Origin of the sequence: Martelella lutilitoris, assembly GCF_016598595.1 — a bacterium.
Classification (GTDB): Bacteria; Pseudomonadota; Alphaproteobacteria; order Rhizobiales; family Rhizobiaceae; genus Martelella; species Martelella lutilitoris_A.
In genome coordinates, this window is the sequence record NZ_CP066786.1 from 1,593,147 (window position 1) to 1,608,086 (window position 14,940).

13 protein-coding genes are annotated in these 14,940 nt (G+C 61.2%); 12 read left to right on the top strand and 1 reads right to left on the bottom strand.

All coding sequences use genetic code 11. The features are described 5' to 3' along the window. Window positions 1–4 precede the first annotated feature (4 nt). Genes nuoL through JET14_RS07550 form a run of 5 tightly spaced genes read left to right on the top strand, consistent with a single transcriptional unit; the run spans window position 5 to window position 7,428 of the window. Complete coding sequence (nuoL, locus tag JET14_RS07530) at window positions 5–2,014, top strand: NADH-quinone oxidoreductase subunit L (protein WP_200337473.1); 2,010 nt, start codon at window positions 5–7, stop codon at window positions 2,012–2,014. After that, window positions 2,014–3,525 carry an NADH-quinone oxidoreductase subunit M gene (locus tag JET14_RS07535; protein WP_200337474.1) on the top strand — a complete coding sequence of 504 codons (1,512 nt, stop codon included), beginning with the start codon at window positions 2,014–2,016 and terminating at the stop codon, window positions 3,523–3,525. The genes nuoL and JET14_RS07535 overlap by 1 nt, the downstream gene beginning before the upstream one ends. Before the next feature lie 17 nt (window positions 3,526–3,542). Further along, window positions 3,543–4,982 (top strand): NADH-quinone oxidoreductase subunit NuoN, encoded by a 1,440-nt coding sequence (gene nuoN, locus JET14_RS07540; protein ID WP_200337475.1) that lies wholly within the window; start codon window positions 3,543–3,545, stop codon window positions 4,980–4,982. Continuing rightward, window positions 4,983–5,747, top strand: a complete 765-nt coding sequence (locus tag JET14_RS07545; protein ID WP_200337476.1) for a biotin--[acetyl-CoA-carboxylase] ligase — start codon at window positions 4,983–4,985, stop codon at window positions 5,745–5,747. A gap of 7 nt (window positions 5,748–5,754) precedes the next feature. After that, entirely contained in the window at window positions 5,755–7,428 is a 1,674-nt protein-coding gene (locus JET14_RS07550; protein ID WP_200337477.1) for a ribonuclease J, read from the top strand. A 192-nt stretch (window positions 7,429–7,620) separates the two neighbouring features. Here the strand turns inward: JET14_RS07550 and JET14_RS07555 are convergent, their stop codons facing one another. Then, complete coding sequence (locus JET14_RS07555) at window positions 7,621–8,493, bottom strand: MurR/RpiR family transcriptional regulator (RefSeq protein WP_200337478.1); 873 nt, start codon at window positions 8,491–8,493, stop codon at window positions 7,621–7,623. A 152-nt stretch (window positions 8,494–8,645) separates the two neighbouring features. On the opposite strand from JET14_RS07555, the gene JET14_RS07560 reads away from it, so the two are divergent. The 7 genes from JET14_RS07560 to JET14_RS07590 all read left to right on the top strand — a co-directional run bounded on the left by JET14_RS07560 (window position 8,646) and on the right by JET14_RS07590 (window position 14,927). Next, window positions 8,646–9,422 carry an N-formylglutamate amidohydrolase gene (locus tag JET14_RS07560; protein WP_200337479.1) on the top strand — a complete coding sequence of 259 codons (777 nt, stop codon included), beginning with the start codon at window positions 8,646–8,648 and terminating at the stop codon, window positions 9,420–9,422. Beyond that, a complete protein-coding gene (locus tag JET14_RS07565) occupies window positions 9,422–9,931 on the top strand; it encodes a TRAP transporter small permease subunit (RefSeq protein ID WP_200337480.1) in 510 nt (169 codons plus the stop codon). Before JET14_RS07560 ends, JET14_RS07565 begins: the two co-directional genes overlap by 1 nt. Next, window positions 9,928–11,256 (top strand): TRAP transporter large permease, encoded by a 1,329-nt coding sequence (locus JET14_RS07570; RefSeq protein WP_200337481.1) that lies wholly within the window; start codon window positions 9,928–9,930, stop codon window positions 11,254–11,256. The genes JET14_RS07565 and JET14_RS07570 overlap by 4 nt, the downstream gene beginning before the upstream one ends. 117 nt (window positions 11,257–11,373) lie before the next feature. Further along, window positions 11,374–12,420, top strand: a complete 1,047-nt coding sequence (locus tag JET14_RS07575) for a TRAP transporter substrate-binding protein (protein WP_200337482.1) — start codon at window positions 11,374–11,376, stop codon at window positions 12,418–12,420. 254 nt (window positions 12,421–12,674) lie between these two features. After that, entirely contained in the window at window positions 12,675–14,048 is a 1,374-nt protein-coding gene (locus JET14_RS07580; RefSeq protein WP_200337483.1) for a glutamine synthetase family protein, read from the top strand. An 83-nt stretch (window positions 14,049–14,131) separates the two neighbouring features. Beyond that, the gene (locus tag JET14_RS22705) at window positions 14,132–14,518 is read left to right on the top strand and encodes a DUF7662 domain-containing protein (RefSeq protein WP_246750552.1); all 387 of its coding nucleotides are present in this window, start codon (window positions 14,132–14,134) and stop codon (window positions 14,516–14,518) included. Further along, entirely contained in the window at window positions 14,511–14,927 is a 417-nt protein-coding gene (locus tag JET14_RS07590; protein WP_200337484.1) for a type II toxin-antitoxin system VapC family toxin, read from the top strand. The genes JET14_RS22705 and JET14_RS07590 overlap by 8 nt, the downstream gene beginning before the upstream one ends. Window positions 14,928–14,940: the final 13 nt, after the last annotated feature.

The window sequence follows — 14,940 nt, forward strand, 5'->3', positions numbered from 1 at the left end:
CCAGATGATCTACAAACTCATCATTTTCCTGCCGTTGCTCGGCTTCCTCATCGCGGGCCTCTTCGGAAACCGGATCGGCGCCAAGGCCACCGAATGGGTGACTATCGCCTTCATGGCGGTGGCGGCGGTCCTGTCCTGGTACGTCTTCATCTCGGTCGGCTTCCTCAGCCATGCCGAGGACCTGGTGATCCAGGTGCCGGTGATGCAGTGGATCTCTTCCGGCGACATCGACGTCGCCTGGTCGCTCAGGATCGATACGCTGACGGCGGTCATGCTGGTCGTGGTCAACACGGTCTCCTGTCTCGTCCACCTCTATTCGGTGGGCTACATGCATGACGATCCGCATCGGCCACGCTTCTTCGCCTATCTGTCGCTCTTCACCTTCGCCATGCTGTCGCTGGTGACGTCCGACAACCTGTTGCAGATGTTCTTCGGCTGGGAAGGCGTCGGTCTCGCCTCCTATCTGCTGATCGGCTTCTGGTACAAGAAGCCGTCGGCCTGCGCCGCGGCCATGAAGGCCTTTATCGTCAACCGGGTCGGCGATTTCGGCTTCCTGCTCGGCATTGCCGGCCTTTTCTTCCTCGCGCACACGATCAATTTCGATCCGATCTTTGCCGCCGCCGAGCGTATCGCCGATGATCACGCGGTCGCGGTCGCCGCCGGCGAACAGGTTCCGGTGCTGCACTTCCTCGGCATGGACCTCACCCTGATGCATGCGATCACCGCGATCTGCCTGCTGCTGTTCATGGGCGCGATGGGCAAGTCGGCGCAGTTCCTGCTGCACACCTGGCTGCCGGACGCCATGGAAGGCCCGACCCCGGTTTCGGCCCTTATCCACGCCGCGACCATGGTGACGGCGGGCGTCTTCCTGGTGGCGCGCATGTCGCCTCTGTTCGAACTGTCGCCGTCGGCGCTGACCTTCGTCACGCTGATCGGTTCGATCACCGCGCTCTTTGCGGCGACCATCGGTCTCGTTCAGAACGACATCAAGCGCGTGATCGCCTATTCGACCTGTTCGCAGCTCGGCTACATGTTTGCAGCACTCGGGGCAGGGGCCTACGGCGCGGCGGTCTTCCACCTCTTCACCCATGCCTTCTTCAAGGCGCTCCTGTTCCTGTGCGCCGGTTCGGTCATCCATGCCGTTTCCGGCGATCAGGACATGCGCCGCATGGGCGGCCTCAGGAAGCATATCCCGATCACCTTCTGGGGCATGATCTTCGGCACGCTCGCCATCACCGGCGTCGGCATTCCCGGCACGGTCATCGGCGCTGCCGGTTACTTCTCCAAGGATGCGATCATCGAGGCGGCCTTTGTTTCGGCAAGCCCGCTGGCGATGTTCTCCTTCTGGTCGCTGGTGATCGCCGCGGTGCTGACGGCCTTCTACTCCTGGCGCCTGATCTTCATGACCTTCTTCGGCAAGCCGCGCGCGTCCTCCGATGTCATGCATCACGTGCATGAATCGCCCTGGGTCATGCTGATCCCGCTCGTCGTCCTGTCGGTCGGCGCCCTGTTTGCCGGCGTGGTCTTCGCCGAGTTCTTCTACGGCCATCACTATGCCGAGTTCTGGAAGGGCGCGCTGTTCACCGGGCCGCATAACGAGGTGCTTGAAGAGCACCACCACGTCGCGCTCTGGGTCAAGCTCTCGCCCTTCTTCGCCATGCTGATCGGTACCGCTGCCGCGATCTACATGTATCTGATCAAGCCCTCGTCGGCGAAAGCGACGGCAAAAGCCTTCCCGCGGATCTACGCATTCCTGCTCAACAAGTGGTATTTCGATGAACTGTACGACTTCCTGTTTGTCCGTCCCGCCAAGAAGCTCGGGCACTTCCTGTGGCAGAAGGGGGATGTGGGCGTGATCGACCGGTTCGGACCGAACGGCATCGCGGCGCTGGTCGTCGATGTCACCAACCGCGTGGTCAAGCTGCAGTCCGGTTATGTTTACCACTATGCGTTTGCAATGCTGATCGGCCTCGCCGCCCTTGTAACGTGGATGATGCTCGGAGGGGCGCTGTAATGAGCGACTGGCCAATTCTCACGACAGTCACCTTCCTGCCGCTCATCGGCGTGGTGCTGATCCTGTTCACCCGCGACGACAACGAGACGGGTCTGCGCAACATCCGCAATGTCGCGCTTCTGACCACGCTGTTCACCTTCGTGGTGTCGCTCTTCATCTGGGTCAATTACGACCCGGCGGACCCGAACTTCCAGATGGTCGAATATCACGCGTGGCTGGGGACCGGCATCGCCTACCATCTCGGCGTTGACGGCATCTCGATGCTGTTCATCCTGCTGACGACGGTGCTGATGCCGCTCTGCATCCTCGCCTCGTGGGAAGCCATCACCTACCGGGTGAAGGCCTACATGATCGCCTTCCTCATTCTGGAAACGCTGATCATCGGCGTCTTCGTCTCGCTTGACATCGTGATGTTCTACATCTTCTTCGAGGCGGGCCTCATCCCGATGTATCTGATCATCGGCATCTGGGGCCATGAGCGGCGCGTCTACGCCTCGCTGAAGTTCTTCCTCTACACCTTCGCCGGCTCGGTCTTCATGCTGTTGTCGATCATGGCGATGTACTGGGTGACGGGCACGACCAGCGTTCCGGTGCTGCTGGAATATGATTTCCCGGTGAACCTGCAATATTGGCTGTTCCTCGGCTTCTTCGCGTCCTTTGCGGTGAAGATGCCGATGTGGCCCGTGCACACCTGGCTGCCGGACGCCCACGTGGAGGCGCCGACGGCGGCCTCGGGCGTGCTGGCGGGCGTGCTGTTGAAACTCGGCGGCTTCGGCGTGTTGCGCTATTCGATGCCGATGTTCCCCGACGCATCCTATTACTTCGCGCCGTTCATCTTCGCGCTGTCGATCATCGCCATCATCTACGCCTCGCTCGTGGCGCTGATGCAGACCGACATGAAGAAGCTGATCGCCTATTCCTCGGTCGCGCACATGGGCTATGTGACCATGGGCATGTTCTCGGCCACCACCGAGGGCGTCGAGGGCTCGATCTTCCTGATGCTCTCGCACGGCATCGTCTCCGGCGCGCTGTTCTTCTGCGTCGGCATCGTCTATGACCGCATGCACACCCGCGAGATCGCGGCCTTCGGCGGGCTTGTGAACAACATGCCGAAATTCGCGGTCGCCTTCATGGTCTTCACCATGGCCAATGTCGGGCTTCCGGGCACGTCGGGCTTCATCGGCGAATTTCTGACGGTTGTCGGCGTCTTCCAGGTCAATACCTGGGTGGCCGTGTTCGCGGCGACGGGCGTCATCCTTTCGGCGGCCTATGCGCTCTGGCTTTACCGCCGCGTGATTTTCGGCGCACTGGAAAAGGACAGCCTCAAGGCGCTGCTCGATCTTTCCACGCGCGAGAAGTTCGTACTCTACCCGCTGATCATCCTGACGATCTTCTTCGGCGTCTATCCGGAACCGATCTTCGCGGCGATCCACGGGCCGGTAGCCCAGATCGTTCAACATTATGACGCTGTTCTGGAATCCACCAAGAACATCGCGCTGCCGGTATACTGAGACAGGATCTTTTGGACATGACCTCGGAACTCCTACTTTCAAGTCTGAAGCTGATCATGCCGGAGCTGATCCTTTCGATCGGCGCCATGGTCCTGTTGATGATCGGCGCATTTGCCGGCCGCAAGAGCGGCCAGGTGATCGTCGGCCTCTCGGTCTTTCTTCTGATCGCGGCTTTCGTCGCTCTGTTCTGGGCGGGCTCGGGCACGGCCTTCAACGGCTCGCTCACCTTCAACGCCTTCACCCGCTTCATGCAGGTGCTGGTGCTGATTGGCGCGGCGCTGTCGATGATCCTGTCTGTCGGCCACGAGGAGCCGGAATATCTCGACCGTTTCGAGTTTCCGGTGCTGATGCTGCTGTCGACCACGGGCATGATGCTGATGGTTTCGGCCAACGACATGCTGGCCTTCTACATGGGGCTCGAGCTGATGTCGCTGCCGCTCTACGTGATCGCGGCGATCAACCGGGACAGCCTGCGCTCCACGGAAGCGGGCCTGAAATATTTCGTTCTCGGCTCGTTGTCGTCCGGCATGCTGCTCTACGGCATATCGCTGATCTATGGCTTTACCGGCAATATCGGTTTTGAGGCGATTGCCACCCAGATCTCGCTCGGCGAGACCGGTCTCGGCTTCATCTTCGGCATGGTGTTCGTGCTGGCCGGCATCACCTTCAAGATTTCGGCCGTTCCCTTCCATATGTGGACGCCGGACGTCTATGAGGGCGCGCCGACGCCGGTGACGGCCTTCTTCGCCTCCGCGCCGAAGGTTGCCGCCATGGCGATCATCATCCGCCTGCTGATCGATGCCTTTGGTCCGGCCATTGACCAGTGGCGCCAGGTCGTGGTCTTCATCGCCATCGCCTCGATGGTTCTCGGCGCGTTCGCGGCGATTGGCCAGCGCAACATCAAGCGGCTGATGGCCTATTCCTCGATCACCCATATGGGCTACGCGCTGGTCGGTCTTGCCGCCGGCACGGAAGTCGGCGTCAGCGGCGTTGCTATCTACATGGCGATCTACCTGTTCATGACGCTCGGCGCCTTCGCCATCATCATGGCGATGCGTTTGAAGGAAGGCGGCAATGTCGAGAACATCGACGATCTCGCCGGTCTTTCGCAGACCAAGCCGGTCATGGCCGTGGTGCTGACGGCGCTGATGTTCTCGCTTGCGGGCGTTCCGCCGCTGGCGGGCTTCTTCGGCAAGTATTTCGTGTTCCTGGCCGCGATCAACGCCGAGCTCTATACGCTGGCGATCATCGGCGTGCTTTCCTCCGTTGTGGCCGCGTTCTACTATCTGCGCATCGTCAAGGTCATGTGGTTCGATGAGCCGACCGTGGAGTTCTCCCGGGTTGCCGTGGAGCTGCGCTTCGTCTTCGGGCTGAGCGGTCTCTTTGCCATCGGCTATTTGCTGTTCGGCGGTCCGTTGAACACGGCCGCGCAGTCCGCCGCCGCGGCGCTGTTCTAGATGGCGGGGGGAAACCCCGCCGCGGCCTATCGGCATGAGGCGCTTGGTTCAGTCGCCTCGACCAATCTTTCCGCGATGGAGCGGGCCGAGGCCGGTGACCCCGGCCTTCTCTGGATCACGGCGGACGAGCAGACAGGCGGACGGGCACGACGCGGCCGCAACTGGATTTCTGAGCGAGGCAATCTTTATGCCTCGCTTCTGCTTGTTGATCCGGCCCCTCTTGCTGCTGTCTCATCGCTTCCGCTGGTCGCGGCCGTCGCCGTCCATGGCGCGATCAGCAGCATGATGGCCGGTCATGGCAGCGAGGTCGCGATCAAATGGCCGAATGACGTGCTGATCGACCGGAAGAAGGTTTGCGGCATTCTGCTGGAAGCGCGCAAACTGGCCGACGGCCGTTTCGCGGTTGTCATCGGTATCGGGATCAATGTTGGATTTTCGCCGGAAGGGACCCCATATCCGGTGGCAAGACTGGCCGATTATGTCGCCGGCGCCGATTCTGACGTTCTGTTTGCCCATCTGTTCGAGATCATGGCGGATGAGCTTTCGATCTGGGATGGCGGGCGTGGCCTCGGCCGGACCGTTTCCCGCTGGCGCGCTGCCGCTTGCGGCATCAACGAACGGATCACCATCAATCTGGCCCGCGAGCAGGTCTCCGGGCTTTTTGCCGGCATCGATGACGCCGGCATGCTGAAACTTGAAACGGAAGAGGGCACGCGCACCTTTGCTGCTGGCGATGTCTTCTTCGATAACAATAAGAACGGATAACGCTTAAATGGCGGACAATAAAAACGAACTGGTTTTCCTGCCCCTCGGCGGGCTCGGCGAAATCGGTATGAACCTGGCCCTTTACGGCTACGGTCCCGCGGAAAAACGCGAATGGATCATGGTCGATTGCGGCGTGACCTTTCCCGGGCCCGATCTGCCCGGGGTCGATCTCGTGTTGCCCGATATCGAATTCGTGCGCGAACAGCGCGGCAACCTCAAAGCCATGATCATCACGCATGCGCATGAGGATCACTACGGCGCGATTGCGACGCTGTGGCCGGGACTGAACGTGCCGATCTACGCTTCGCCTTTCACCGCGGGCCTGCTGGAGGCCAAGCGCGAATATGAAAGCTGGATGCGCGAAATTCCGGTGACCATCTTCAAGGCCGGCGACACCATCAATGTCGGGCCGTTCACGGTGGAGGGCGTGCCCGTCAACCACTCGATCCCGGAACCGATGGCGCTTTCGATCCGCACGCCGCTCGGGAATATCGTCCATACCGGCGACTGGAAGATTGACCATGCGCCGACGCTCGGCCCCAAGACCGACGAAGCCCGGTTCCGTGCCATCGGCGACGATGGCGTTCTGGCGCTGATGTGCGATTCCACCAACGCCATGCGCGACGGTGTGTCGCCCTCCGAAGAGGAGATTTCGGCAAGCCTCAGGGCGGTCATCGAAAACGCGGAAGGCCGCGTCGCGCTGACCACGTTTTCTTCCAATATCGGCCGCATCCGCTCGATCGCCAAGGCCGCCGACGAGGCGGGTCGCCAGGTGCTGCTGCTTGGCTCCTCGTTGAAGCGCGCGGTCGCCGTCGCCCGTGATCTCGGCATGATGGAGGGCGTGAAGCCGTTCGTCGACGAGGATGAGTTCGGCTATATCCCGCGCGACAAGGTGGTCGCGATCCTGACCGGTTCGCAAGGCGAGCCGCGCGCCGCCCTTGCCAAGCTTTCACGCGACGAGATGCGCAATGTGGCGCTTGCCGCCGGCGATCTCGTGGTGTTTTCCTCGCGCGCCATTCCCGGCAACGAAAAGGCGATCCAGGATATCAAGAACGGACTGGTGGAGCAGGGCGTTCATATCCTGACCGACAACGAGGCTCTGGTGCATGTCTCCGGCCATCCGCGCCGCAACGAGCTGAAACAGATGTATGAATGGATCAGGCCCGAAATTCTCGTGCCTGTTCACGGCGAGGCAGCCCATCTGATCGCCCAGAAGGAACTCGCCGAACAGAGCGGCATTTCCCAGGTTCCGCGCGTCAGGAATGGCGATGTTCTGCGCCTTGCCCCGGGCCCCGCGGAGGTGATCGGCAAGGTCGAGGCGGGCCGCGTGTTCAAGGACGGCAAGCTGATCGGAGACTTTGACGAGATGGGCATCGGTGAGCGTCGCAAGCTCTCCTTCGTCGGTCATGTCGCGGTCAATGTGGTCTTGAACAGCAAGTTCGATTTCGCCGGTGATCCGGACGTGGTGCCGATCGGCCTTCCGGGCTTCGATGACGAGGACGAGCGGATGGAGGACGTGCTGTTCGATGCCGTGCTCGGCGCCGTCGAAAGCATTCCGCGCTCGCGCCGCAAGGATCTCGGCATGGTCAAGGAGGCCATCCGCCGCTCCGTCCGCGCTGCCGCCAACGAGTGCTGGGGCAAGAAGCCGGTGGTGACGGTGTTTGTGAACAAGATCGGGTGAGAGTTTCCGCAGCTGCGTGAATGCTCGTAGAGCGCTTCTTTCCTCTCTTTGCGTCACCCTCGGGCTTGACCCGAGGGTGACGCAATTTCCGTGTCGCCTGGATGCTCGGGTCGAGCCCGAGCATGACTCTTCTTCGGGTAGAGGCGCCGTCGTTAGCCACTCCCTCTTGCTTCTTTGGCCGAAATCGCTGCCCTAACCCGGCCGCCTGAACAGCCGGCTCTGTTCGAAAAGACCCTCCAGCTGGCTGATGCGCTGGCGGGTCTTGTCCCAGCTTTTCGCCTGCACCGCCTCGATCAGCGCCTCCACCACAAACAGGGTCACGACGGACGAGTCCCAGGCGGACGGCGCCTCGATATGGACACGGAAGGTGTGGCGGGCGAATTTCGTCACCGGCGAGGCCCACTGGTCGGTGAAGAGAAGGATCTCGACGCCGTTCTCGCTTGCCACGCGCGCCAGCGTCGCCATGTCCTGCTCGTAGCGGCGGATGTCGAAGATCACCAGAACATCGCCTTCCGCCATGTTCAGCATGTGCTGCGGCCATGAACCGGAATTGGACGACATCAGCGTCGTCTTCGGCCGGATGACCTGCATGTGGGTATAGAAATAGCTGGCGATTGCCCCGGTGATGCGCCCGCCGACGAAATAGACGGCGCGGTCGAGATCCGAGAGCAGGGCCGCCGCTCCGCCGAATGTCTCCTGATCAAGCTGTGACAATGTGCGCCGCATATTGTCCATCGCCGCCTCGCCGAAACGGTTCAGGATATGCGTGTCCGGCACATTGCGCGCCAGCCGGTCGTGTTTGGCGATCGGATTGGAGAGCGTGGCCTCCAACTCCTGGTGCAGGCGCGCCTGAAACTCGGCATATCCCTTGAAGCCCAGCTTCTGCACCATGCGCGCGACCGTCGGCGTCGACACGTCGGCGTTTTCGGCAAGCGTGGTGATGCTGCCGAGGCCGGAGACCGGGTAGTTTTCGCTGATCGTGTCGGCGAGGCGTTTTTCCGAGCGCGTGAGTTCGCCGTAGCGCCCGGCGATGATGTCGGCGACTGTTCGGGACCCGTCGGTCAATCTTCGTCTCCTGTTTCCCCGGCATTTAGAAACGGCGCGGCCCATCCGTCAACGGCAAAAATGAATAGAAGTTTTCAAAGTGCGATTGACAGCGCACGAAATCTGAAGAACTATTTACAAAACCGAGAATTGCAGAAAATGCAGGGGAACAGATGTTGGGAAAGCCGGGGCTGTTGAGCGCCCGAGACGGCGCGCCTGTGATTGTCGAGCGCGCATCGGGTCCAAGCGAGGTCGTGCTGGTCTGCGAGCATGCCGGCCGTGCCATACCCGATTGCCTTGGCGACATGGGCCTCTCCGCCGAACTTCTGCAAAGCCATATCGCATGGGACCCGGGCGCGCTTGCGGTTTCGAAGCTGTTGAGCGAAGCGCTCGACGCCGCGCTGGTTCACCAGCGCTTCTCCCGTCTTGTCTACGACTGCAACCGGCCGCCGGAGGCCGCCGACGCCATTCCGGAGATCAGCGAAATTCACGCTGTTCCCGGCAATCGCGGGCTCGGCCCGGTGGCGAAGGCCGAGCGGGCGGAGGCGCTTTATCTTCCGTTTCACGAGCGCATCGATGATGTCCTGGACGAGCGCATCGGGCGTCAGACCGTGCTGGTCACGGTCCATTCTTTCACGCCCGTCTTCAAGGGAAAAAGGCGCGACGTCGAAATCGGCATCCTGCATGATGCCGACAAGAGGCTTGCCGATTGCATGCTCGACCGGGCCAAAGCTGTCGGCGGCTATGATGTGCGCCGCAACGAACCCTATGCGCCGGTTGACGGCGTGACCCACACGCTGCGTCGCCACGCGCTGCCGCGCAAGCTGCCGAACGTCATGATCGAGATCCGCAATGACCTGATCGCCGATGCGGCAGGGCAGGGCGCGGTCGCTGGCTTCGTTGCCGGCCTCCTGAACGAATGCCTTGACGGCAGGCGGGAGGTGGCCTGATGCCTGAGGCGATCAAGACCTATGTCCGTTATGTCGATGGTTTCAACCGCGTGGTCGGCCGCATCGCCATGTGGCTGATCTTCGTGATGATGGGCATTCTGCTCTGGTCATCGGTGTCCAAGACCTTCTTCAACCCGTCGCTGTGGACGCTGGAGATGGCCCAGTTCGTGATGACGGCCTATTACCTCGTCGGCGGCGCCTATTCGCTGCAGCTCGACAGCCATGTGCGCATGGATCTGCTTTATGGCCGCTGGACGCCGCGCCAGAGGGCCATTGTCGATGCGCTCACGGTGTTCATGCTGTTCACCTATCTGATCTTCCTGCTGATCGGCGGCATCTCGTCCACCAGCTACGCGCTGAAATATGGCGAGACCTCCTATTCCAGTTGGTCGCCCTATATGGCGCCGATCAAGATTACCATGGTCTTCGGCATTTTCCTGATGTTCCTGCAGACCACCTCGATCTTCTTCAAGGACCTCGCCAAGGCGCTGGGGAGGCCGATCGCATGAACCTCTCCTATGAAATGATCGCGCTTCTGCTGTTCTTCTCGATGATGCTGACCATGCTGACGGGCCAGCGCGTCTTTGCCGCCATCGGCTTTGTCGGCGTTGTCGCCTCGGCCCTCTTGTGGGGCACCGGCGGCTACGAGATCGGCTTTTCCGCCGGCATGAAGCTGATGAAGTGGTATCCGATGCTGACGCTGCCGCTCTTTATCTTCATGGGCTACATGCTGTCGGAATCGGGTATTGCCGAGGATCTCTACAAGGCCTTCCATGTCTGGATGGGCGGTCTGCCGGGCGGGCTTGCCGTCGGCACGATTGCCCTGATGGTGGTGATTTCGGCCATGAACGGTTTGTCGGTCGCCGGCATGGCGATCGGCGCGACGATCGCACTGCCTGAGCTTCTGCGGCGCGGCTATGACAAGATCATGGTGTCCGGCGTCATCCAGGCGGGCTCCTCGCTCGGCATTCTGGTGCCGCCGAGCGTGGTTCTCGTGCTATACGGCATGATCGCCCGCCAGCCCGTCGGCAAGCTCTGGGTCGCGGGCGCGCTGCCGGGGCTGATGCTGGCGGCCATGTTCATCATCTACATCGTTATCCGCTGCCGCCTGAACCCGGCGCTCGGCCCTTCGCTGCCGAAGGAAGAGCGCGACATGCCGCTTGGCGAGAAGCTGAAGCTCCTGCGCGCCGGCATCATCCCCTTCCTCATCTTCTTCCTGATGATGGGCCTGTTCCTGATGGGGGTGACCAGCCTGACGGAAAGCGCCGCCATCGGCGCGCTGTCCGCACTCGTTGCCGCGCTCGTCAAGAAGCGGCTCACCTGGAAGCTCCTGAACCGCACCATGGAACAGACGCTCGGCATTTCCTGCATGTTCATGTGGATCATCCTGGCGGCGCTCTGCTTCGGCGCGGTGTTCGACGGGCTTGGCGCGGTGCGGGCGCTGGAAACTCTGCTGCTGGAGCGCTGGGATCTCGGCCCCTGGGAAATCCTGATCATGATGCAGATTTCCTACATCATCATGGGCACGTTCCTCGATGATACGGCGATGCTGGTGATCGTCGCGCCGCTCTACGTGCCGCTTGTCGGCCATCTCGGCTTCGATCTCGTCTGGTATGGCGTGCTCTACACCATCACCTGCCAGATCGCCTATATGACGCCGCCGTTTGGCTACAACCTGTTCCTGATGCGGGCCATGGCCCCGCGGGAGATTTCGCTGACCGATATTTACCGCTCCGTCTGGCCGTTCGTGATGATCATGATCACCGGCCTGGCGATCGTCACGGCATTTCCGCAGATTGCCCTGTGGTTGCCGAACCTCGTCTATGCGCGCTGAGGAGAGTGGCTGAAGCGCCCTGGAGTGCGTCCGGTCCGTCCGGACGCTTGGAAATGGAGGGCCCGGCATGCGGTCGGGTCGCACAAGAGCTGAGAAGCAAAACAGAGGGAAGCAGCAATGACCAACAGACGCAGTTTTTTGAAGAATGCGGGCCTTGCGACCGCAGCCGGCGCCACGGCGCTTGCCGCGCCCGCCATCACCCGCGCCCAGAGCAAGATCACCTGGCGCCTGCAGACCTATGCGGGGCCTGCGCTTGCCGAACATGTCATCAAGCCGTCGATCGACGCCTTCAACACCGCCGCCAACGGCGAGATGGAGATCCAGCTCTTTACCGCCGATCAGCTGGTGCCGACGGGCGAACTGTTCCGCGCCATGCAGCGCGGCACGATTGACGCCGTCCAATCGGACGACGACTCGATGAACTCGCCGCTCGATATCAAGGTGTTCGGCGGTTATTTCCCCTTCGCCTCGAAATTCAGCCTCGACGTGCCGACGCTGTTTTACGAATACGGTCTCGCCGAGATCTGGGAGAAGGCCTATTCTGAAGTCGGCGTGCAGTGGATTTCCGCCGGCGCCTGGGACCCGTGCAACTTCGCCACCGTCAATCCGGTGACGAGCCTGTCGGACCTCGAAGGGCTTCGCATCTTCACCTTCCCGACGGCCGGCAAGTTCCTGTCGCAGTTCGGCGTCGTTCCGGTGACGCTGCCCTGGGAAGACGTGCAAGTCGCCATGCAGACGGGCGAACTCGACGGTCTCGCATGGTCGGGCATTACCGAGGACTACACCGTCGGCTGGGCCGATGTGACCAACTACTTCCTGACCAACAATATCTCCGGCGGCTGGTGCGGCTCTTTCTTCGTCAATTCCGACAAATGGGCGGAAGTGCCGGAGCATCTGAAAGTGCTGTTCCGCATGTGCACGGATAGCTCCCACCTGCATCGCCTGCACTGGTACTGGGGCGGCGAGGCGCGGCTGCGCGCCCATGGCGACAAGCTGAAGCTGACGACCATTCCGGATGCGGAATGGAAGACGGTGGAAGATGCCGCCGACGCTTTCTGGGACGAGATTGCCGCCGAGACCGAGCGTACGGCGGAAGTGGTCAAGATCCTGAAGCAGTATCAGGCCGACATGAAGGCCGCCGGCCCGCCCTACCGCGCGGGTTGATAGGGGCTGCGACCGGGGCGGGGCTTCTATATTAGCCCCCGTTCCTCTCACGTGTCATGCTCGGGCTTGACCCGAGCATCCAGGCGACACGGGAAACGCTGCCTGGACCCTCGGGTCAAGCCCGAGGGTGACGCGGAACAAGGGGCGGGAGGCGCGAACAGCGCACCTGTGCCACTCACGCCGCCACACCATTGACACCGATCGTCCGGAGTGTTCCAGCTCTGGACGATTGCATGAACCACAGGAAGAGCCTGATGAGCGCAAGCTACACATTCGACGACTTGAAGCGGGATGTTTCCGAGGGGCGGATAGACACCGTGCTGGCCTGCCAGGTCGACATGCAGGGCCGGCTGATGGGCAAGCGCTTCCACGCCGAATATTTCGTCGAGAGCGGCTTCAGGGAAACCCATTGCTGCAACTATGTCCAGGCGACAGACATGGAGATGAACACCGTCTCCGGTTATGATTCGACCAGCTGGGCGGCGGGATATGGCGATTATACGATGAAACCGGACCTTGGCACGCTCAGGCGCATTCCCTGGCTGGAGGGCACGGCGCTGGTGCTTTGCGATGTCGAGGATCACGCGACCCACAGCGAAGTCGCGCATTCGCCGCGCGCGCTCTTGAAAAAGCAGATCGGCCGTCTCGAGGCACATGGCTTTCGCGCGATGATGGCGACGGAGCTTGAATTCTTCCTCTTCAACCAGTCCTTCGAAAGCGCGGAGGAGGCCGGCTATCGCGGGCTGAAGCGCTCCAGCGCCTACAATGAGGACTATCACATCTTCCAGACCACCAAGGAAGAAGATGTGATGCGGGCAATCCGTAACGGCTTGCAGGGCGCGGGCATTCCGATCGAAAATTCCAAGGGCGAGGCCGATGCGGGCCAGGAAGAGCTCAATGTGCGCTACAGCGACGCGCTGACCATGGCCGACCGCCACGCCATCATCAAGAACGCCTGCAAGGAGATCGCCTGGCAGAAGGGCAAGGCCGTCACCTTCATGGCCAAGTGGAATTTTGATGCCGCCGGCAACTCCTCGCATGTGCATCAGTCGCTCTGGAGCGCGGATGACGCGACGCCGCTGTTCTTTGATCCGGACGGTCCATACGGCATGTCGAAGCTGATGGAGCATTATGTGGCGGGCCTGCTCGCCCATTCGGCCGAGATCACCTATTTTCTGGCACCCTACATCAATTCCTACAAGCGCTTCATGGCCGGCACCTTCGCGCCGACCAAGGCGATCTGGTCGCGCGACAACCGCACGGCCGGTTTCCGCCTTTGCGGCGAAAAGACCAAGGGCATCCGCATCGAGTGCCGCATCGGAGGCGCCGATCTCAATCCCTATCTGGCCTTCGCCGCACAGCTTGCCGCGGGCCTCGACGGCATCGAGAAACAGATGACGCTGGAAGAGCCCTATGTGGGCGACGCCTATGGCGCGGGCAGCGATATCCGCGAGATCCCGAAGACCCTGCGGGCGGCGGCAGAGGCCATGGACGCTTCCGAGTTCCTGCGTTCAGCCTTCGGCGACGGCGTCATCAACCATTACCGCCGCGCTGCCGAGTGGGAACAGGAAGAGTATGACCGCCGCGTCACCGACTGGGAGATCGCGCGCGGATTTGAGAGGGCATAAATAAACACATATAAACACACACTTTACATTCATATTTCTTTGGGTTACTTTCTGGTTGGTTCAATCAGAAAGGAGATGTCGTCATGAGCAAGTACGATCCGTTGGGTATCTATCTCTCGCATCAATCACGCGAGCTTATTCCTATGAGCTTCTCTGAGATCGAAAAAATCCTTGGCCGCAAGCTTCCTTCTTCCAAGAAGCACCGCGCGTGGTGGAGCAACAACCCCACAAACAATGTGATGACAGACCAATGGCTTCGGGCGGGCTATGAGACAGAAGCCGTGGATATCGCAGGTGAAAAGCTTGTCTTTCGCAAGACACGCGACGCAGCCACGGGTGAAAACCGTGCGCCTCGCGTCGGGGAGCATCCGATTTTCGGCTGCATGAAGGGAACGATCACGATAGGTGAGGGGGTGGATCTGACCGAGCCGACGGAATTTGCGTGGGAAGGTAAACTCTACAATGAGTGACCGGTTCCTGCTGGATACTTGCACTGTGGTTTGGATGGCCCAGGGCGCGTCCGTCGCCAAGGAAGCGCGGGATGCTCTTAATGCTTCTGCCGCAAGCGGTGAGGCGGTATCCGTTTCGGTAATGACCGCTTGGGAACTTGGCATGCTCATTGCCTGCGGGCGGCTCAGTACGACAAAATCACCGGAGCGCTGGTATGGAGATTTTCTCCGGACCGCAGAGGTCGGCGAATTGGCAGCCACGGCTGAAATACTTCTTGCATCCTGTTTTCTGCCGCAGCTCGCCCACAAGGATCCTTTCGACAGAGTCCTGATCGCCACCGCGCGCGAGCATGACCTGACGATTATCACGCGTGACCGCGCCATCCTTGCATACGGGGCGGCGGGTCATGTCAAAACACTTGCATGCTAGAAAGGTTGAGTTG